The 19,359-nt window shown below is 70.4% G+C and carries 16 protein-coding genes; 4 read left to right on the forward strand and 12 right to left on the reverse strand.

The annotated features are described in order from the left end of the window. Positions 1-180 precede the first annotated feature (180 nt). Complete coding sequence (locus tag K8625_RS19515; RefSeq protein WP_223746014.1) at positions 181-1,662, forward strand: sensor histidine kinase; 1,482 nt, start codon at positions 181-183, stop codon at positions 1,660-1,662. Next, positions 1,644-3,014: a sigma-54 dependent transcriptional regulator gene (locus K8625_RS19520; protein ID WP_223746013.1), complete on the forward strand. Its 1,371-nt coding sequence runs from the start codon at positions 1,644-1,646 to the stop codon at positions 3,012-3,014. The genes K8625_RS19515 and K8625_RS19520 overlap by 19 nt, the downstream gene beginning before the upstream one ends. Here K8625_RS19520 and K8625_RS19525 read toward each other — a convergent pair. The 9 genes from K8625_RS19525 to K8625_RS19565 all read right to left on the reverse strand — a co-directional run bounded on the left by K8625_RS19525 (position 3,011) and on the right by K8625_RS19565 (position 10,747). Beyond that, entirely contained in the window at positions 3,011-3,787 is a 777-nt protein-coding gene (locus tag K8625_RS19525; RefSeq protein WP_223783550.1) for a glutaminyl-peptide cyclotransferase, read from the reverse strand. The two genes, K8625_RS19520 and K8625_RS19525, sit on opposite strands and share 4 nt — an antisense overlap. A gap of 120 nt (positions 3,788-3,907) precedes the next feature. Continuing rightward, the gene (locus tag K8625_RS19530) at positions 3,908-4,408 is read right to left on the reverse strand and encodes a peptidylprolyl isomerase (RefSeq protein ID WP_141326829.1); all 501 of its coding nucleotides are present in this window, start codon (positions 4,406-4,408) and stop codon (positions 3,908-3,910) included. A 153-nt stretch (positions 4,409-4,561) separates the two neighbouring features. Beyond that, entirely contained in the window at positions 4,562-5,047 is a 486-nt protein-coding gene (locus K8625_RS19535; RefSeq protein WP_342394475.1) for an imm11 family protein, read from the reverse strand. 100 nt (positions 5,048-5,147) lie between these two features. Then, positions 5,148-6,446, reverse strand: coding sequence for an AHH domain-containing protein (locus K8625_RS19540; RefSeq protein ID WP_223783551.1), 1,299 nt, complete (start codon positions 6,444-6,446; stop codon positions 5,148-5,150). A 156-nt stretch (positions 6,447-6,602) separates the two neighbouring features. Further along, entirely contained in the window at positions 6,603-7,508 is a 906-nt protein-coding gene (locus tag K8625_RS19545) for a hypothetical protein (RefSeq protein WP_223783552.1), read from the reverse strand. Between the two features lie 47 nt (positions 7,509-7,555). Then, the gene (locus K8625_RS19550; protein ID WP_223783553.1) at positions 7,556-7,921 is read right to left on the reverse strand and encodes a hypothetical protein; all 366 of its coding nucleotides are present in this window, start codon (positions 7,919-7,921) and stop codon (positions 7,556-7,558) included. After that, positions 7,918-9,096 (reverse strand): hypothetical protein, encoded by a 1,179-nt coding sequence (locus K8625_RS19555; RefSeq protein WP_223783554.1) that lies wholly within the window; start codon positions 9,094-9,096, stop codon positions 7,918-7,920. The genes K8625_RS19550 and K8625_RS19555 overlap by 4 nt, the downstream gene beginning before the upstream one ends. Before the next feature lie 172 nt (positions 9,097-9,268). Then, positions 9,269-10,219 (reverse strand): lysylphosphatidylglycerol synthase domain-containing protein, encoded by a 951-nt coding sequence (locus K8625_RS19560; RefSeq protein ID WP_223783555.1) that lies wholly within the window; start codon positions 10,217-10,219, stop codon positions 9,269-9,271. A 72-nt stretch (positions 10,220-10,291) separates the two neighbouring features. Next, positions 10,292-10,747 (reverse strand): response regulator transcription factor, encoded by a 456-nt coding sequence (locus K8625_RS19565; RefSeq protein WP_223783556.1) that lies wholly within the window; start codon positions 10,745-10,747, stop codon positions 10,292-10,294. Positions 10,748-11,188: 441 nt separating this feature from the next. Here K8625_RS19565 and K8625_RS19570 point away from each other — a divergent pair, with 441 nt between their 5' ends. Beyond that, positions 11,189-12,682, forward strand: coding sequence for a Do family serine endopeptidase (locus K8625_RS19570; protein ID WP_223746008.1), 1,494 nt, complete (start codon positions 11,189-11,191; stop codon positions 12,680-12,682). Positions 12,683-12,759: 77 nt separating this feature from the next. On the opposite strand, the gene K8625_RS19575 is transcribed toward K8625_RS19570, so the two are convergent. Then, entirely contained in the window at positions 12,760-13,113 is a 354-nt protein-coding gene (locus K8625_RS19575; RefSeq protein ID WP_223746007.1) for a DUF1428 domain-containing protein, read from the reverse strand. Positions 13,114-13,163: 50 nt separating this feature from the next. Continuing rightward, the gene (locus tag K8625_RS43795) at positions 13,164-13,298 is read right to left on the reverse strand and encodes a hypothetical protein (RefSeq protein WP_255652667.1); all 135 of its coding nucleotides are present in this window, start codon (positions 13,296-13,298) and stop codon (positions 13,164-13,166) included. Between the two features lie 131 nt (positions 13,299-13,429). Between K8625_RS43795 and K8625_RS19580 the strand changes: the two genes are divergently transcribed. After that, positions 13,430-17,458 (forward strand): serine/threonine-protein kinase, encoded by a 4,029-nt coding sequence (locus K8625_RS19580; protein WP_223783557.1) that lies wholly within the window; start codon positions 13,430-13,432, stop codon positions 17,456-17,458. 105 nt (positions 17,459-17,563) lie between these two features. On the opposite strand, the gene K8625_RS19585 is transcribed toward K8625_RS19580, so the two are convergent. Next, positions 17,564-19,339, reverse strand: coding sequence for an OPT family oligopeptide transporter (locus tag K8625_RS19585; protein WP_223783558.1), 1,776 nt, complete (start codon positions 19,337-19,339; stop codon positions 17,564-17,566). Between the last annotated feature and the right edge of the window lie 20 nt (positions 19,340-19,359).

Genomic DNA, 19,359 nt, shown 5'->3' on the forward strand with positions numbered 1-19,359 from the left:
GCGCACGTCGGTCCTCGTGCACCCACGCCGAGCTTCGGGCGATTGCTCGCCCGCCGAGGAGCCCGACGCGACGTCCTGACGCCTTCTCACGGCAGTCGCGGTAGTTTCTGAGTACTTCCTTCCGGTCCATGCATTCTCGACCCCTCCCACGTGCATGGACCGGAATAGCCTCGACCCACCGTGAGACTCGCACGCAAGTTCACCCTCGCCCTCGTCCTGCTCGCCGTGGCCGTCATCGCCGCGCTGCAGGTCATCCAGGTCCGCCGCGAGCTGGAGCGCTCGGCGCTGGACATGCAGCATGACCATCGGCTGCTCGGCCACACGCTCGCGGGCACCATCGGCAAGGCGTGGCAGCTTGCGGGTGAGCGCGAGGCGCTCAATCTCCTCAACCAGTCCAACAACTACCAGGAGCAGGTCCACCTGCGCTGGGTCTGGCTGGATGGCGGTCCCGGGACGCCGTCCCTCGCGGGCTTCCCGCCCCGGCTGATGGCCACGCTGCGCCAGGGCAGGGACGGCTCCATGGTGGACCCGGACCCGGCGCCGGGCCTCTTGCACTCGTACACGCCGGTGAAGATTGGCCCGCGCTTCGGCGCCATCGAAATCACCGAGTCGCTGGGCGAGGAGCGCCAGCACGTCTTCGTCACGGTGGTGGGCACCATCGTCGCCACGGGCACCATCACCTTCGCGTTCCTCATCGTCGCCATGGCCATGGGCCGCAGGCTCGTCGGTGAGCCGGTGGACCAGCTGGTCCAGTTGGCGGAGCGCTTCGGCCATGGGGATTTGTCCGCGCGCGTGCGGCTGCCACCGCAGCGGCGGGGGGACGAGCTGACGACGCTGGCCAACGCGATGAACCGCATGGGCGAGCAGTTGGAGGAGACGCGCTCGCGGCTGTCCGCGGAGACGGCCGCGCGCCTGTCCGCGGTGGAGCACCTGCGGCACGCGGACCGGCTCACCACGGTGGGCAAGCTGGCGTCGGGCGTGGCGCACGAGCTGGGCACGCCGCTCAACGTGGTGATGGGCCGCGCGAAGATGATTTCGTCGGGCGAGGCGGAGGGCGAGGAGGTGGGCGAGAGCGCCCGCATCATCAGCCAGCAGGCGCAGCACATGACGCGCATCATCCGGCAGCTGCTCGACTTCGCGCGGCGCCGCGCGCCCCACCGGGCCCCGGAGGACGTGCGGGAGCTCGTCTCGCGCTCGCTGTCCCTGCTCAAGCCCATGGCCGCCAAGAAGAGCATCACCCTGGTGGAGGACATCCCCCCTGGCGTCACGGTGGAGGCGGATGGAGGCCAGGTGCAGCAGGTGTTGACCAACCTGGTGATGAACGCGTTGCAGGCCATGAACCAGCCGGGGACGGTGCGCGTGCACGCGGCCCACTCCCGGACCACGCCGCCCCAGGACGTGGGCGGCCCCGAGGGGAGCTACGTGCGCGTGGACGTGGAGGACGAGGGCTCTGGGATTGCCCCGGACGTGCTGGCGCACGTGTTCGAGCCGTTCTTCACCACGAAGGACGTGGGCGAGGGCACGGGGCTGGGGCTGTCCGTGTCCTATGGTCTGGTGAGGGACCATGGCGGCTGGATTGCCGTGCGAAGCGAGCTGGGACGCGGTAGCTGCTTCTCCATCTATCTGCCGAGCGGAGGGGACACATGCCAGGCCGCGTCCTGATGGTCGAGGACGAGCGCGAGATGCGCGCCATGTTGGAGAAGGGGTTGACCCGCCGGGGCTACACGCCCGTGGCCATGGGGGCCGCCGACGAGGCGCTGGCGAAGCTCGCCGGCGAGGACTTCGACGTGGTGCTCACGGACCTGCGCATGCCGGGCATGGACGGGCTGGCCCTGTGCGAGCGAATCGTCCTCAACCGGCCGGACATCCCCGTCGTGGTGATGACGGCGTTCGGCAGCATGGAGACGGCGGTGGCCGCCATCCGCGCGGGGGCGTACGACTTCGTCACCAAGCCCATCGACATCGACGCGCTGGTGCTGGTGCTGGAGCGCGCGGTGCAGCACCGCGCCCTGCGAGACGAGGTGCGCCGGCTGCGGCAGGAGCTGGGGCGACGGCAGCAGGACAGCGGCGCGGTGGTGGGCGAGAGCCCCGCCATGCAGCAGGCCTACGCGCTCATCGACCGGGTGGCGGACCTGGACTCGACGGTGCTCATTACCGGCGAGAGCGGCACGGGCAAGGAGGTGGCCGCGCGGGCGGTGCACACCCGTGGACGCAGGGCCCAGGGGGCCTTCGTGGCCATCAACTGCGCGGCCATGCCGGAGGCGCTGCTGGAGAGCGAGCTGTTCGGCCACGCCAAGGGCGCCTTCACGGACGCGAAGGCGGCGCGCGCGGGGCTCTTCATCCAGGCGCACGGCGGCACCCTGTTCCTGGATGAGGTGGGCGAGTTGCCGCTCACGCTCCAGCCGAAGCTGCTGCGCGCGCTGCAGGAGCGGGTGGTGCGGCCGGTGGGCGGGGACACGGAGGTGCCGTTCGACGCGCGCATCGTCGCGGCGACGAACCGGGACTTGGAGCTGGCGGTGGAGGAGGGCCGCTTCCGCGAGGACCTGTACTACCGGCTCAACGTCATCGGCGTGGAGCTGCCGCCCCTGCGGGCGCGGGGCAACGACGTGCTGCTGTTGTCGCAGCGGTTCATCGAGCAGTTCGCCGCGCGCAACAACAAGCGGGTGGTGGGGCTGTCACCGGCGGCGGCGCAGCGGCTGCTGGCGTATGGGTGGCCGGGCAACGTGCGCGAGCTGCAGAACAGCATGGAGCGCGCGGTGGCGCTGACGTCGTTCGAGCAGATCACCGTGGATGACCTGCCCGAGCGCATCCGGAACTACAGCCAGCCGAAGGTGGTGCCGGAGAACACGGACCCCTCGGAGCTGGTGACGCTGGAGGAGCTGGAGCGGCGCTACATCCACCGCGTGCTGGAGACGGTGGGCGGCAGCCGCACGCTGGCGGCGCGAATCCTCGGCGTGGACCGCAAGACGCTGTACCGGAAGCTGGAGCGCGACGACGAGGCGAAGAAGCCCTAGTCGAGCGTCTCCAGCTTCACCTCGAAGAGCTTGGGCCAGAGCTTGCCCGTCATGAGCATGCGGCCGGTGCCGGGCTCCACGGCGATGCCGTTGAGGACGGCGTCGGTGATGCCTCGGACCTGGGAGGCCACGGAGCGCGCGAGGGCGGACGCGTCGATGACGGCGGTGACCCGGCCGGTGGACGGGTCGATTTCGAGCACGTCCGTGGAGTGCCAGACGTTGGCGTAGATGACGCCGTTGGCGCACTCCAGCTCGTTGAGCTGCTCCTGGGGCTGGCCCTGGAGGGTGACCTCGACGGAGTCCAGGGGCTCGAAGGTGTCGGGGTCGTGGAACGTCAGCGTGGAGCTGCCGTCGCTGCGGACCAGCCGGCCCTGCCAGTAGCACAGGCCCCAGCCGTCGCCTTCGTACGGGGTGGTGCGCTCGCGGGTGGGGGGCAGGCCGCTCCAGGTGAAGAGCAGGCCCTCGGTCCAGGTGAGCTGGTAGAGGCGCTCGCCGTCGCTGGCGAGGCCCTCGGTGAAGACGTCACCCAGGCGCTCGATCCAGAGGGGCGTGGCGGACTCGAGCGAGATTTCGCGCAGCGAGCCCTTCTGGCCGGTGCTCTCGAACAGGCGCCCCTGGTGGAAGACGAGGCCCTGGGTGAAGGCCTCGGTGGAGTGCGGATACTCCTGGACGATGCGGGCCACCTTCCGTGTGGGGCCGCCCTCCGTCGGTCGACGATGGACAGGTCCACAGCTACAGCCCACGCCCAGCCCCAGCACACAGATGGCCGACATCCACGCTCGCTGATTCAAGTGCATCGAGTCGCGCACGGAAGCAGGAAACGCGGACCGGCACAACACACTCCCGGCCCGGGAGGACCGGGACGTGTCACGGCGTGGACGACGCCTTCCGCCTCAGACGACCTTGGCGCTCTGGATGACCACGTCCTCGAGGGGCACGTCGCTGTGACCGCTCTTGTTGCCGGTGCGCACCTTCTTGATCTTGTCCACGACCTCCTGCCCCTTCACCACCTTGCCGAACACGGCGTAGCCCCAGCCCTGCACCGTGGGCGCGGTGTGGTTCAGGAACGAGTTGTTGACCGTGTTGATGAAGAACTGCGCGGAGGCGGAGTGCGGATCGTTGGTGCGGGCCATCGCGACGGTGTACTGCTCGTTCTTCAGGCCGTTGTTGGCCTCGTTCTGGATCTGCGCGGTCGGGACCGGCTTCTGCCTCATTCCCGGCTCGAACCCGCCGCCCTGAATCATGAAGTTCTCGATGACACGGTGGAAGACGGTGCCGTCGTAGTGGCCCTTCCCGACGAGCTCGAGGAAGTTGCTGACGGACTTGGGCGCCTTGGCCTCGTCCAGCTCGATGGTGATGTTGCCGAAGTTCGTCGTCAGTTCGACCGTGGGCATGGAAGGTTCCCTGGAGGTAGAGGGTGGAAGGCGCACACCACTACCTCTTCGGTGCCGCTGTCCGCAATGAACACGTGAGGCGCTGCGTCCCCGGGCCCGGCGGAGGATTGCACTGGCGAACGATTCCGCCGTCCGCCGAGGGGCGACTTCCCATCAAGCGCCCGGGTTCCCCGTGACGCGCTTGAACATGACGCCCAGGTTGCCGATTCGCTCGAGCGCCTCCTTGACCTCCTCCGCGACGATGATGGGGTGCTTGAAGCGCTTCAGCATGAAGGCACGCGCACCCTCCGTCTTCTCGGGGAGGATTCGCAGACCCGAGATCCACCGGAACTCTCCCGCACGCTCGGGGAATGGGTCGTCCTCGGCGTAGTGCTGGACTCCCGTGGAACCCGCTTCGTCGATGCAGTCGACGACCCTGACGACATTCACGATGAAGAAGCGCTCGTCCACATCCTCGACGGACACCGGGAACAGCTGCACATCGCCGGGCGCGAGGGTCTTCAAGGCCTGGCCCACCTCCTCGCTGACGACAGGAACTCGCTGCACGCCGGCGAACACGAACGCACGTGGGCTGCCCCGATGACGCACTCGCGCCAGGATGGGTCCAGGGTCGGAGAGGGGACGCCCGTCGGTGAACATCCCTGGGTCCTCGAACCTCCCCCCCGAGGCCGGCGCGGGAGTCGCGAGGTACCACTGAGGGACATCGGCGATTTCGACCCAATAGAAGTGACGGTCCACCTCAATCCCCTGCCTTCACGATGTAGCCGCGCAGCTCCGAGCCCGGCGTGAGCAACTCGTTCGCAATCCTCGCCAGCTCGTTCACCAGTCGCACGCGGCAATCCTCGGTTCCCCTACAGTCCTTGACGGCTCGCTGCAATCGGGGCACCACCTGGGAATGGTACAGCTCGGGATGTGGCCCCTCGTGCCCTTTGAGGCGCACTTTATTGGCCGCGTCCTCCAAGCTCATCCCCGCCATCTCGAACACCTCCTCGCACAGCGGCGTCCACGGCCCACCGCGCAATGTCGAGACGGTGTTCTTGTTCGTGCAGATGTGATGGACCGGGCCCTCGGCGTCCCCGGGAATGCGCCCGGTGGAGTACGACGCAATCACCGCCACGGCGCCGGGAGCCAGGGCCACGTTGAGCACTCCCGCCGCGGGCAGCGCGATGGACCCCACTCCCGCGCCGAGCGCCGCCTCGAGCTTGAACCCTCCCTCGACCTGAGCGCGCAGCGCCGCCTGGGAGAACCCTGGCAACGTCGGCCCCTGTGCCGCCATCGCAGCGCGGCCCCCGAGTGCCGACGTGAGCAGCAGCACCAACACGCGGGTCCCATTCGTCCCGAGCACCTTGCCGAAGCGATGACCGATGTCTTGCAGCTCGACGATGCTCGTCGCCCGCTCGGAGGCCTCCCATAGCCGGAGGAACCCCTGCCCCATCTCCCACACCGGGACGACCCCGAGATAAGCAATGAGGGAGGCCGTCAGGGCGACCGCGATGGTCTTGGTGACGGGCTCGGGCAAGGTCATCGTCAGGAGCAGCGCCAGCGCGGCCGAGCTGATCATCGCCTTGAGTACGACGGGGTTGAGCATGTGCCCCACTTCGTCCTCGACGCTCTCCCAGACCGTATCCAAGGCGAAGGACAGGGCCATCAACGTGCGGTCCTTGCGTGAGAAGAACAGCCCCGTCCCGCCTATCAGCGTCAGGCAGGAATCCCGCACAGGGCAGATGCGCGAGTAGAGCGACGCAGGGGAGTTCTCCACGCTGGAGTCGACAATGCCCTTCGAGGACGCAAGCAGCGCTCCTGACCGGACCCAACCTTGCTGGTCCGCCGCGTCCGCCTCGCGAAAAGCGACCTCCAGCTTCAAGGCGAGGAGGAGCTCGGAGAGCGCCCGCTGGAAGTCGTCCTCCTCCACCTCGACGGGCGCGACCTCCATCGGCGTGTAGGTGATTCTCTTGCCGTGCCCCGCGTCGAGGTTGACGACGCGCGTGGTGGCACAGCCCGTGAGCAGACACAGCAAGACGATTCCAGACCCGCGCAAGACATCCCCCAGGAAGGCGCCATGAAGACGCGCGCATCCTGGGCGGGCAGCTCAATTCCTCTCAAGCTCACGACCTACCACCGCGGGGGTAGACCGGAGCCAGCCATGTGACTTGACAGACAGCGGCCGACACCAGCGAGGAACGGGAGTCAGGCGCTACCACATCGTGGGGATGTCACGCGTGAGGTTCACGAACTCGCTCAGGGGCTTGCGCCGGAAGACCTTCCCGTCGAGGGAGTCCGCGAGCTCCTCGGGAGTCGCCACCACGAGCCTCTCCCGGCTGTCCATCGAGGTGACGGGCAGCGAGGGCTCCACCAGCTCCAGGCGGTTGCCCTTCAGGCGCAGCAGGCCGGAGCCCTCGCCCGCCACCAGGATGTCGTCGTGGTACTTCGTCACGTCCACGACCATCCCTGGAGACTCCACCACCTCCGACCAGCCATAGATGGACCCCTCCATCACGCCGTTGCCACCACAGGCGTACATCTCATCCTGACTCGCCACGTGAATCCCTGTCAGGGGGGCTCTCGTGTAGGAAGGAACCGTATGCCATTGTGAGCCATCCCATCGGGAGATGAGTCCCTTGCGTCCCACCGCGTAGACCAGGGCGGGGGAGAGACCGTGGACGCTGATGACCTCGCCCGGACAGGGAATGGACTGCCAGGCCGTGCCATCCCACCGGAACATGCCGTCCTCCCGCTTGTCCACGCGCGGGCCCCACGTCAGGACGAAGTGGTCATCGACGCCCCAGACGCCCATGGCCAGGAGCGGGAGCGGATGGAACTCCCACTGGGGCGCCGTGGGGTCCTGGCCCAGGGAGACGTGCACCCCTCCCCGCGCGCCGCCGCCCTGGGAGACGTAGACCCGGCCCGAGGGTGAGCACCAGAGCCCCGTCAACCAGCCGACCTGGGACTTGAGCGCATACATCCGCCCGGCCGACACCTGCACCACCCAGGATTCAGCCTCGTCTTCCACCCAGCCCTTGCCATCCCAGCGGTCCGCCAGGAAGTGGCAGTCCTCGATGGAGGGACCACAGACCTTCCGGAATGCATGCCCCAGCGGCATCGTCCACGACTCCTCTCACGAACCCGCGGCTGCGTCGCAGCCGGGCTCTACCTCGCGGGGTCTACACACAGCTCGTGCTTGAACTGATTCACCTCGGGATGCGCCGCGAGCAGGGCGGCCATGCATTGATTGACCAGCTTCGACAGCGCCGGGTCCCCTCGATTCCTGAAGACACGCCCGTACAGGAAGAAGAAGTAGATGACATCGGGCTCGTCGGGGTCTGGCGCGGCCCGGGTCAGACTCAAGCGCAGATCTCCCACCCCCTCATCATCGTCGTCACTGTCCGTCAGCTCGTTGGCGGGTGTGAAGTATTCATTCTGGCGTAGGTAGTCCTTCAGGAAGGTCTCCGCCAACATCGCTGACTGGTCGACGCTCACCGACATGTCTTCTCCTTTGGAAAGCCACGGGCTCATCGCGCCCGTCCTGTCGTGCGGCCCGGCGGGGTATCCCTCATGCGCATCCCCTGCTGCGCCAGACACCCCGCTCCTCGGATGCGATTGGCTTCACGCATCGTCGCCTGCCTGTTCCGCAACGCGGCCTCCGTCGTGGGGTGGTTCGCCCCGAGTCGCCGGCGGGCAATGACATGAGCGCGTCTCGCGGCAAGGGCTTCGTCGTCCAAATGCTGCTGGTACTGTTGTTGAAGTGGCGGTGGGGGCGCCTTCTTGCCAGGGAACTGCGCGAGCGGTGCACTGTTTATCTTGTTCTTCTTGATGGAGGCCACAACGTCCTGCTTCATCTGCGCCTCGGCCTTCCTGCGCCAACTGTTGATGCACTCTGCCGCGCTGCGGCCCTCCACGACATCACCCGGGGCACAGTTGGGCGCGGTCACCTTTCCGAGTCCCGCGCCCTCGGCACCGCCAGGCCCCGCGGCGCTCGTCGCGGAGCCACCTGCGCCAGCGCCGCTGGAGGAGCCCGCCCCTGGAGGCTGATTGAGGGCTTCCCGCTCCGCCGTGCGCCACTTCTCCTGATGATCGTCCAGATAGCTCTGCGTCCGGCCATCCTCATCCCGCTGGCGAGCCTCTTGAGGATACTCCTCCTCGGGGCGCCCTTCCGCGAGGTTGCGTTCGAGCTGCCTCGCGGAATCAGCGTTCTCGTTCCTCGTGTGCAGGCCATGCTCATGTTGAGGGTTGAAGGCTGCCCCTTGCATGGGAACAGCGGGAGCCTGCTCTTCCTGGTAGCCATCCACCAGGTTGCGACAGGGGTCTCCCCGCGCCCTGCGTCCCAATCCATCCGTGGAGCGGCCCGCTTCACGGAAGTTCGAGTCACGCACGAGGTGCCCGGACTGGCACTGGTTCAGATACCGGTCTCCCGTGGTGGGGCGCTCCAGCGGCGTCTGCGTGGCAGGCGGACCGGGGTTCTCGGTGAACCCGCGGTCCCGCTCCGCCTGGGTCGCGCCATCCCATCGGCTGCACTTCGCTTTCGCGTCGGAGCAGACATTTCCAACGGTTGAATAGGAGCCGAACCAGTCAGGGTTCAGGTGGGCTTGAATCAACAACGCCTGACATCGCTCGGAGAAGAAGTTGCTCCCCCCCATCTCCAGGTAGAGAAGGGGCGTATGAGGCGGAGCCGTCGGAGCGTCGGTGGCCATCGGCAGAGCCCTTTCACCCACGAAGGGGTGGCCTGGAGTCGAGGGCCCACAAGAAGTCTGTCGAAGGGGAACCTGGGCGCGCTCAATTCCAGGCCAACGACGAGACCCGCGCCAATGATTGCCCTCCACTCTCCCGGCGACTCTGTCGGATTCTCCACACGCCCCGAGCTCTCTACCCCGGCTGCCGCCGCCGGCCCCACCACCGGTGCTCCACCAGCTCATGGCCGAGCAACATCAGCGCGGCCACCGTGAACGGCAGCAGGTAGTAGACGATGCGGTACACCACCAGCGTGCCAATCACGACCGACGTCGGTACCGAGGGCGTCAGCGCCGCCAGGATGACCGAGTCGAACACCCCCAACCCTCCCGGCACCTGACTGGCAATCCCCAACAGCTGCGCCACCGCGAACAGCGCCACCATCGTCAGCGGCGAAATCCCCGCACCCGACGGCAGCAACACCCACAGCACCATCGCCCCCAGCGTCCAGTCCATGCACGACACCGCGAGCTGCTCCAGCGCCTGCCGCCCCGTCGGCAGCGACACCTCCAGATGCAGCCTGGGCACCCTCAACACCCGCCGCATCCATGCGCACGCCGCGAAGTAGACGCCCAACACCCCCAACAACCCCCACCCCAGTCCCCGCGCCACCCACGGCGACAGCGACAGCGCGGACATCGCCCCCTGTCCCGCGTCCACCACCAGCGCCACGCCCGCCACCGCCAACAGCCCCACCCAGAACGTCAGCGCGTTGAACGTCCCCACCTGCGCCACGTCCAGCGCCGTCAGCCCACGCGCCGAATACAGCCGGTAGCGCACGCCGCCGCCCGTGAGGAACGACATGCCGATGTTGTGGCCGAACGCGTAGCCCACGAAGGACGTGAAGCCCACCTGCCGGTAGGGCAGCCGCTTCCCCAGGTGACGCAGCGACAACACGTCATACAGCGTCAACGCCAGGTAGTTGCACGCCGCGCACACCACCGCCAACGCGATGCGCTCGCGCGGGATGGACGCGAGCCCCCGGGCCACGTCCTCGCCGTGCAGCTGGCGCAGCTCGTGACGCAGCACCACGAACGCCAACGCCAGCAGCGCCAGGGGAAGCAAGGCGAGGAGCGCCCGCTTCATCATGTCCCTCGAGAACACCCCCGCACGGTGCTCACCCGTCCGCGCCAGGGCACTCGAAGGGCACCCAGGCCCTCAACGCAACGGCGGCACGAGCGCCTCCGCGGTGGCGCACAAGTCCTCCATGGCGAAGGGCTTGTCCAACACACACGCCGCCCCCAGCTGCGCCGCGTCCCGGTGCAGCTGCGCATCTCCAAACGCGGTGATGAGGATGACCGGCGTCGTCCACCCCTCCCGCCGCAGCCGCGCCACCACCTCCAGCCCCGAGTACCCCGGCATGCGCACGTCCGTGATGATGAGGTCCGGCACCAGCGTCTGGTCCGCCAGCAACCCGTCGATGATGGCCTTCACCAACCCAGGCCCGTCCGCCGCCTCCACCACCTCATAGCCCCGGCGCTTGAGCGCCCGATGCAGCAGCGCGCGCATCTCCGGTTGATCCTCCGCCACCAACACCCGAGGCGCCTGCTCGCGCTCCGTGCTCGGGAGCGGCCACGGCTGGACTCCGACTCCCTGCTCCTCGTCTGGCCCCATCAAGACGTCCTCCTCCTGGCGTGGTGGGATGCCCGCCCGCGTGCCCTCCCGACGAGGGCGCCCACAGGGCGAGGCGTGCCCGGGCCAGAGCATTCGACGTGCCACGCCCTTCCCCGGGAGGGCGAGGCAAACCGCCCCGGGGAGATTTGCCCCGACCGGGGCACTTTGCCCCGCGCCCCCTGCCCCCACGCCCCCACCCTCCGAGGGAATCCCTCATACGAAGCGCTGGCCCGGCATCTGCAATGGAGCCAGACGTCGGTTCGGAAGTGGGGACTCGCGGAACGAGCCCCGAGCCAGGAAGCCGTCGGGAGTCGGGGGACGACCAGCGGCAGACCTTTCCACCTCCAGGAGGAGCTTCTCCACGGGCTCCCCATTTCCGGACCGACTCCTGACACCCCTTTCCCAGCCGGACTCACCTCCGGCCTCTTCGGAGAACGAACGATGGCCTGCTCGCTCCCCTCTCGCCGTTTCCTCGGTGCCCTGGCCCTCCTTCCCGCCGCGACGCTGGGCTTCGCGTGCGGACAGGCCCAGGCACTCGGCTCGCCCAACACCTCCAACGCGGCGTCCACCGTGCCCGCGGCCGTCGCCGCCGCCGCGACGCCCTCCGGCGCGCCCGTGCAGCCCGCGCGCTTCAACCCGGCGACGGCCGGCACCGTCACCTCGCTGGCCCCGCTCGTCGAGTCCGTGAAGGGCGCCGTCGTCTACGTCGAGGTGCAGGCCCGCCCGCGCCGCATGTCCGGCATGCAGGGCCTTCCTCCCGGCTTCGCGGAGCGCTTCGGCCTGCCGCCCGGGATGCAGGGCAACGCGCCGCCGCGGCAGGGGCTGGGCTCGGGCTTCATCATCGATGCCTCCGGCACCGTGCTCACCAACAACCACGTGGTGGACGGCGCGGACCTGGTGCGCGTGAAGCTGGAGGGCGGCCGCTCGTACGAGGCGGAGGTGCTCGGGAGAGATCCGCTCACCGACGTGGCGCTGCTCAAGCTCAAGGGCGTGGCGGGCAACCTGCCGTTCGTGCCGCTGGGTGACTCGGACGCGCTGCGCGTGGGCGACCCGGTGATGGCCATCGGCAACCCGTTCGGCCTGGACTCGAGCGTCAGCGCGGGCATCCTCTCCGCCCGGGCGCGGGACATCCACTCGGGCCCCTACGACGACTTCCTCCAGACGGACGCGGCCATCAACCCCGGCAACTCCGGCGGCCCGCTGTTCAACATGCAGGGTGAAGTGGTGGGCATGAACACCGCCATCATCGGCGGCGCCAGCGGCATCGGCTTCGCGGTGCCCAGCAACCTCATCCGCGCGCTGTTGCCCCAGCTGCAGGAGACGGGCGTGGTGCGCCGCGGCTTCCTCGGCCTGTCCATCCAGGACCTCACGCCGGAGCTGGCGCGGGCCCTCAAGGTGGACGCGAACAAGGGCGCGGTGGTGGCGGGCGTCAGCCGGGGCGGCCCCGGTGACCGCGCGGGCCTCAAGGAGGAGGACATCATCACCTCCGTCGGCGGCCGCGCGGTGGACTCCGCCGGAGCCCTCACCCGCGCCGTCGCGCTGCTCAAGCCCGACAGCAGCGTGAAGGTGGACCTGGTGCGCGGCGGCAAGCCGATGACGGTGAACGTGACGCTCGGCACCCGCCCGGCCCAGCGCGGCGAGGAGGAGCTCACGCCGCGCAACAGCACCGCGCCCTCCACGCGCAAGCTGGGCATCGGCCTGCGTGACGCGCCCGACGGCGGCGCGCAAATCACCGAGGTGGAGCCCGGCGGCCCCGCCGAGCGCGCGGGCCTGCAGCCCGGGATGATCCTGGTGCAGGTCGGTGACGACAAGGTGTCCAGCGCCTCCGACGCCGTGCGCAGCCTGACGGGCGCGAAGTCCGGCGCCGCCCTGCTCCTGCGCGTGCGCGCCCCGGAGTCCGAGAACACCGTGCTGCGCGCGCTCGAAGTTCCTTGAGTCGCTCACGACGTCCGGCGGGACGTCTTCCCCTCCCACCCGCCGGACGTCGTCGAGTCCTCAGCCACGGGGCGCGGCTACAGCGAGACAATCGACTTGAAGCCGCCCCAGATCATCCGCTTGCTGTCGAAGGGCACGTCCTCGGGCGAGCCCAGCCGCGGGTCGGCCATCACCTTCTTGTTGACCCGGTTCCGGTCCGCCTTCGACTTGTAGACGATGAAGGCGAACACCACGGCCTCGTCCGGCTTGAGCTTCACGCCCCGGGCGAACGAGACGCGGGTGAGGCTCTCCGGGATGTCATCCTCGATGGACTCGATGTACTGGAGCGCGCCGTGCTCGCGCCAGAGCTTGCCCGCCTTGCGCGACATCTTGCGATAGGCGGCCACGTTCTTCTTCGGCAGCGGCAGCAGGAAACCATCGACGTAGGGCATTGCCGTCCTCCCTCCACGAGAAGGGCGGCACCCTACCCCGTTTCCACGCGTCACTTCGCCGGACGGAAGCGCAGCGCGCTCCACACGTCGTCCACGGAGACCTGACGCACGCTGTCGATGCCCTCCTTCGCCAGCCGCTTCCAGAGGATGTCCCGGTTGAGGAGGGAGGGCCGGCATGACAGCACCGACGCTTGACTGGGGCAACCAACGCGCCGCGCTGGGCAGGCGGCCCCCGGGTCCAGGTGATGCGAAAGCGACCCCAGGGGTTTCCCACGGGTGTCCTGAATCCCCAGGGCGTTTGGCGTAGAGTGTCGCCGTGCCGCGCTGCCAGACATGTGGGCGGCGCTGGGAAGGCTCCCATGCGCCGTGCCCGCCGAGTCCATCCCCAGACGGGGCGGGACGAGCGACGTCCGTGGAGCCGACGCCGCCGCGCATCCCCGGCTACCAGGTGGAGGGCGTGCTGGCGCAGGGCGGCTTCGGCGTGCTGCTCGGCGCTCGGCGGGAGACGGACCACCAGCGCGTGGCCATCAAGCTGGCCCGCACGGGCAATGCCCTGGCGCGCGCCCAGCTCATCCGCGAGTCGGAGGCGCTGCGCCAGTTGGGCCCGCCCACCGTGCCCGCGCTGTACGAGGAGGGCGTGCTCGCCGGCGGCGTGCGCTTCCTCGTCATGGAGCACGTGCCGCTGCCCACGCTGGCGGAGCGGCTGGCGCGCGCCTCCGGGCCCGTGCCCGCGCAGGAGCTGCCCCAGCTGGCGTTGTCCGTGGCGGACACGGTGGCCCGCGTGCACGCGCTCGGGCTGGCGCACTGCGACCTGAAGCCCGAGCACCTGTTCCTCAACGAGGACGGCGGCGGACAGGTGCGCGTGTTCGACTTCGGCCTGGTGCGAGGCACCACACCCCAGGAGGGCACCGCGCTGCCCGGCGAGGGCGCGACGACGAGCGACACCTCGGGCTTCGCCGGCACCGCCGAGTACATGGCCCCCGAGCAGTGCGCGGGCAACGCCAACGTGGACGCGCGCACGGACGTGTACGCGCTGGGCGTGCTGCTCTACGAGATGCTCACCGGCCGGCCGCCCTTCTTCGGCACGACGCCCGACGTGCTCCAGGCCCACCTGGCGCTGCGGCCGCCGCCGCCGTCGGACTTCGCGCCGGTGCCGCCCGCGCTGGAGGAGGTGGTGCTGCGGTGTCTGGCCAAGGAGCGCTCGCGCCGGCCCGAGGACGCCGCCGCGCTGGCCACCGCGCTGCGCGAGGCCTTCTCGCACGCGCACCGCCCCCTCGAGCCCGTCACGCCCCGCCCCACCGCGCCCGGCGAGCCCCGGCCCGCGCAGGTGCGCCGCTCCGTCGCCGTGCTCTTCCTCACCTCGCGCTCCAACCCGGTCAGCGTGCAGAAGGGGCTGGGCTCCTACGGCGGGCACCTGGCGCATACGGACGGGCCTCGCATCGCGGCGGTGTTCGACCCGGACGTCGGAGAGAACCCCGTGCGCCGCGCCATGCGCGCCGCGGAGGGGATGGCCGAGCGGGGCCTGGCCGCGAGCGCGCTCGTGGACGTGTCCGCCGTCACCGTGCAGCGCCGTCCCACCGGAGCGCCGCGCTACCTGGGCGCCATCTTCGCCCGCGCGGACCGCTACCCCACGGGCCCGGACGCGCACGGGCTCCTGTTGTCCCCCGCCGCCGCGGAGGCCGTGCCGGAGGTGCCGTGCACGGAGGTGCCCAACCATCCGGGCCTGCTGCGTCCGGCGTCACCGGGGGCCGCGCCCCGGCCGGACATCACCGTGCTGCAATTGGGCAGCGAGGTGCTGGTGGGCCGCGACGCGGAGCTGGCCTCGCTGGTGGACAGCGCGCGCGCGGCGGTGGGTGAGGCGGCGCCCACGCTCGTCACGGTGCTGGGCGAGCGAGGGCTGGGCAAGAGCCACCTGTCCGCGGCCCTGGTGCGGGAGCTCCAGTTGCAGCTGCCGCTGGCGCGGATGTACAGCACGCGCTCGCGCGAGCCGGTGCAGGGCGACCCGGACGGTACGCTGCGCACGCTGCTGCGCTGCGCGCTCAACGCCTTCGAGAGCGACGACACGGACACCGAGGAGCAGGGCCGCGCATCCATCATGCAGCGGCTGGGGCCCACGCTGGGCTCGGAGCTGTGGCCGGGCGTGGCCGCGACGCTGGGCTGGTACGCGCCGGGCGGGCCGGAGCTGCAGAGCTGGGCGGCGGCGCCGGGCGCCCTGCGCTCCCTGGCCATGCGCGCCACCGGTGAGCTGCTCGCGTCCACCGCCCGTGAGCGGCCGCTGTGCCTCATCATCGACGACGCGCACTTCGCGGAGGAGACGGCGCTGGACGCGCTGGAGTACGCGTGCCTCGCCGAGGCGAGCGTGCCCATCTGGGTGTGCGTGCTGGCGCGGCCCGGGTTCGAGAAGAGCCGGCCGTTGTGGGGCGCTCGCGCCGCGCGGCAGGTCACCGTGTCGCTGCGGGCGCTCGCGGCGGAGCCGTCGCAGGAGCTGTGCCGCATGCTCCTCAAGCCGGTGGAGAACGTGCCCGCGCAGGCGGTGGAGCGCATCGTCGAGCGCGCCCAGCACGTGCCCTTGTACCTGGTGGAGCTGGTGCGCGGCCTCAAGCGCCAGGGGCTGGTGCGTCAGCGCGCGCCGGGTGGAAGCTGGTACCTGGTCACCGACGGCGTGGAGAAGGTCCCCGAGCTGCGGCTGGTGGAGTGGCTGGCGGACCGGGAGCTGGGCGCGCTGCCTTCGACGCTCGCCGCGCACGCGCGGCTGTGTGCCTTGTTGGGCACGGACTTCACCGCCGCGACGGCGGAGGGCGTGGTGCGGGAGCTGGAGCGGGACGGCGCGGCGGGTGGGTTCCCGTTGGATGCGGGCCACGCGACGCGGCGGCTGTTGGACTCCGGGTTGCTCGTGTCGCATCGGCAGGAGGGGTTGAGCTTCCGTAACGAGCTGCTCCGTGACGCGGTGGCCGCCACGCTGCCGGCCGCCGAGCGACAGCGCATCCACCGCGCGGCGTACCGGTATTACCTGGGGCCCGCGGGCGCCAGCGAGCGACAGCGCTTGCCTCGACTGGCCTTGCACGCGGCCGCGGCGGACCTGCGCGAGGAGGCCGCCGCGCTCTCCATCGACCTGGCGGAGTCCGCGCGGGGACGTCATGCGTTCCTCGACGCGGAGGCCATGTACACGCGCGCGCTGGAGCTGCTGGACCCGGAGGATGAGCTGCGCTGCCTCACCGCGCTGCGGGGACGGGGGCTGATGCGCATCCGCATCGGTCGGTATGACGATTCGCTGGCGGACTTCGCGGCGGCGCGGGAGCGGGCTCGCAAGCTGGGGGATGTGCGCTCCGAGGTGGAGCTGCTGCTGGACGAGGCGATGGCGCTGGACTGGGTGAACGACTACGCGGCCAGCGAGGAGCGCGCGCTGGAAGCCCAGGCGATGGCGATGCAGGTGCGGTCGGCGTACGTGCAGAGCCGGCTGCTCCTGGCCCTGGGCCGCGCGCTGTTCCGCAAGGGTGAGTGGCAGGAGGCCCGCGAGCCATTGGAGGCCGCGGCGGTCTTCGCCAAGCGGCTGGGGGACGCGGGCTACGAGACGCAGGTGGTGTCGCAGCTGCTGCTGGCCGTCATCCTCCCCAACCTGGGCGACATCGACGAGACAGACCGGGTGCTGGCGGAGGTGGTCGCCGCGTGCACGGAGCGCGGAGACCTGTTCCACCTGGGCAGCGCCATCAACAACCGCCGCAACCTGTGGGTGGCGCGCAGGGATTTGGCGAGCGCGCTGAAGGACCAGCAGCGCTTCATGCACCTGGGTCGCGAGCTAGGCATGGTGGGCTGGGAGTACTTCGCGGAGCACAACCTGGGCGAGCTGCACTACCAGGCGGGCGACGTGGACGCCGCCGCGCCGCACATCGCGCGGGCGATTGCGTTGGAGCGCCGGCACCCGGAGGTGGCGCCGCGCCCGTGGGCGCTGCTGCTCCAGGCTCGCACCATGGCGTGGACGGGGAGACAGGCGCGGGCACGAGAGCTGCTCGCGCAGGTGAAGCAGGTGCTCTCCGAGAACCGCAATGGCGTGGAGCTGAGTCCCCCCGAGGAGGTGCTGTTCTCCATGGTGGAGCTGTCCACGCGGGACGCCTCGGCGAAGGAGTGGGCGGCGCTGCGTGAGCGCTCCAGCCAGGTGTCCGTGGAGCAGGAGCCGCTGGAGGTGCTGGAGATGATGGGCCTGGCGGCGCTGCGGCGGGACGAGACGCACGAGGCGGTGCGCATCCTCACGGAGGCGCTCCAGCTCGCTTCTCGGATGCCCAACCTCATGGAGGTTCGCATCCGCCGTTCACTCGAACGCGCACGGGATGGCCAATTGCCCGTGTAGTCAGCGTCGCCCGCCGAGCACGCTCCCGAGGTTCACGCGACGAGGCGGCGAGAGTACGAGGGCACCGCGACGGTCGTCGTTTCTTCGTTGCCCCTGCGCGTCTCGCTACGCCATGAAGCCCAAGAGCTTGAGCGCGCCGAGCGCTACGCCCACGAGAGACTCCGCGGCAATCGCCCCGGCAGCCAGCGCGGGCACGTTGCGTCCCGTCGAGGCCGGCCAGCGCCAGCGCGCCACCGCCGCCAGCACGCCACCCAGGCACAGCGTCACCGCGAAGTAGGCCGGCAGGATGAAGCCGATTCCCATCGCCACCGGCGAGGGCACCCACCGCGCCGCGCGCCCTCGCGCCAGCAACGTCAGGAGCGCGCCCACGCCCGCGGCCACGCTCCCCGCGAACAGCGCGTTCGGCGGCAAGCCATCCAGCCCTCTCGACGCCAGCTCCGCCACCGCGCGGAACTGCTGCGCGAACGGCGCGGGCAGCGCCTCCGAACCCAAGCCATACGCCCGCGTCAGCAACAGGTACGCCGGCACGCTCACCAACGAACCCGCGAGCACGCCCAACAGCTGCGCCCCCAGCATCCGCCCCGGCGACGCACCCAGCAGGTGCCCCGCCTTCAATGCCCACAGGCTCACGCCCGTCTGCGCCGCCGCCCCGGACACCACGCCTCCCACCGCCACGTTGGGCCCCACGCCCCCAGGCAGCAGCACGCCCGCCGCCACCTGCGACAGCTGGCCCACCTGCGACACCGGCGACACGTCGAGCTGCCCCGCCCCTCGCGCGCACACCGCGCACAGTGGCAACACCAACACCAACGCCAGCACCCCCTGCGCCGCGCTCATCCCATACACGCCCACGCCCAGGCCCAACGCCAACACACAGGCCACGCCCCCGCTCAGCCACGCCCACCGGGGCCCCCCCCCGCCGCTCCGCAGCGAACCCAGGTCCTTCGCCACCCGCCAGAAGTCCCGCGCCTGCGCCGTGAGCGACACCGCCGCCGAGCCCACCAAAAGCCCCACGCCCGGCCACGTGAGCCAGGTCTGGAGCGCATCGAAGCCCGCCTCCTTCACCGCCCCCGTCGACACCAGCCACGGCGACAGCACACCCCACCCCACGAGCGCGCCCAGCAGCATGCTCAGCCCCAGGTGCAGCCCCGCCATCATCCCCACCGCCACCAGCATGGGGCTCCACGCCAACCCCCACGTCAGCGACGCGGCCGACGCGCCGCCCACCGTGCCCGGCGCCGCCACCATCCCCGGCACCTTCTGGAACGCATCCCGCAACACCGTGAAGCCCGTGGACAGCGCCGCCGCCGCCGCGAGCCACCAGCCCCGCCCCCGGTTCTCCTCGGGCGCCGACGCGTGCATCGCCGTGATGAGCTCCGCCGTGGCGATGCCCGTCGGGAACGCGAGCTTCTCCTCCTCCATCAACCGCCGCCGCAGCAGGTGCGCCGCCAGCACGCCCAACACCCCGAGCGCCACGCTCCAGGCCGCCACCGCCACGCCCGGCACCTCCAGCCCCAGCAACATCAGCGCCGGCAGCGGCCCCAACAGCCCCGCCGCCGCGGGCATCGCGCCCACCGCCACCGCCGACACCTGCGTGAGGTTGTTCTCCAGCGTCGTGTACGGAGCCCCGCGTCGGCGAGACACCGCCGAAAGCCCGCCGAACCCCAGCACCGCCGCCATCACCGAGCCGCTCTCCCACCAGCCCAGCTTCAACCCCATGGACACGTTGGTGACCGCCAACAGCGAGCCCACCAGCAGCCCCATGCCCACCGCGCGCGGCGTCCACTCGCGCGCCTCGGGCGAAGGGGCCGCGGGGGCCGGGGCCACCGCGCTCAAGCTCACGTCACCGGCGGAGTCAGGTGCGGTCGTCGAGGAAGACACAGCGCGCTCCGCCGAGCCCG

It is taken from the genome of Myxococcus sp. AS-1-15, from assembly GCF_020037055.1.
GTDB lineage: Bacteria > Myxococcota > Myxococcia > Myxococcales > Myxococcaceae > Myxococcus > Myxococcus fulvus.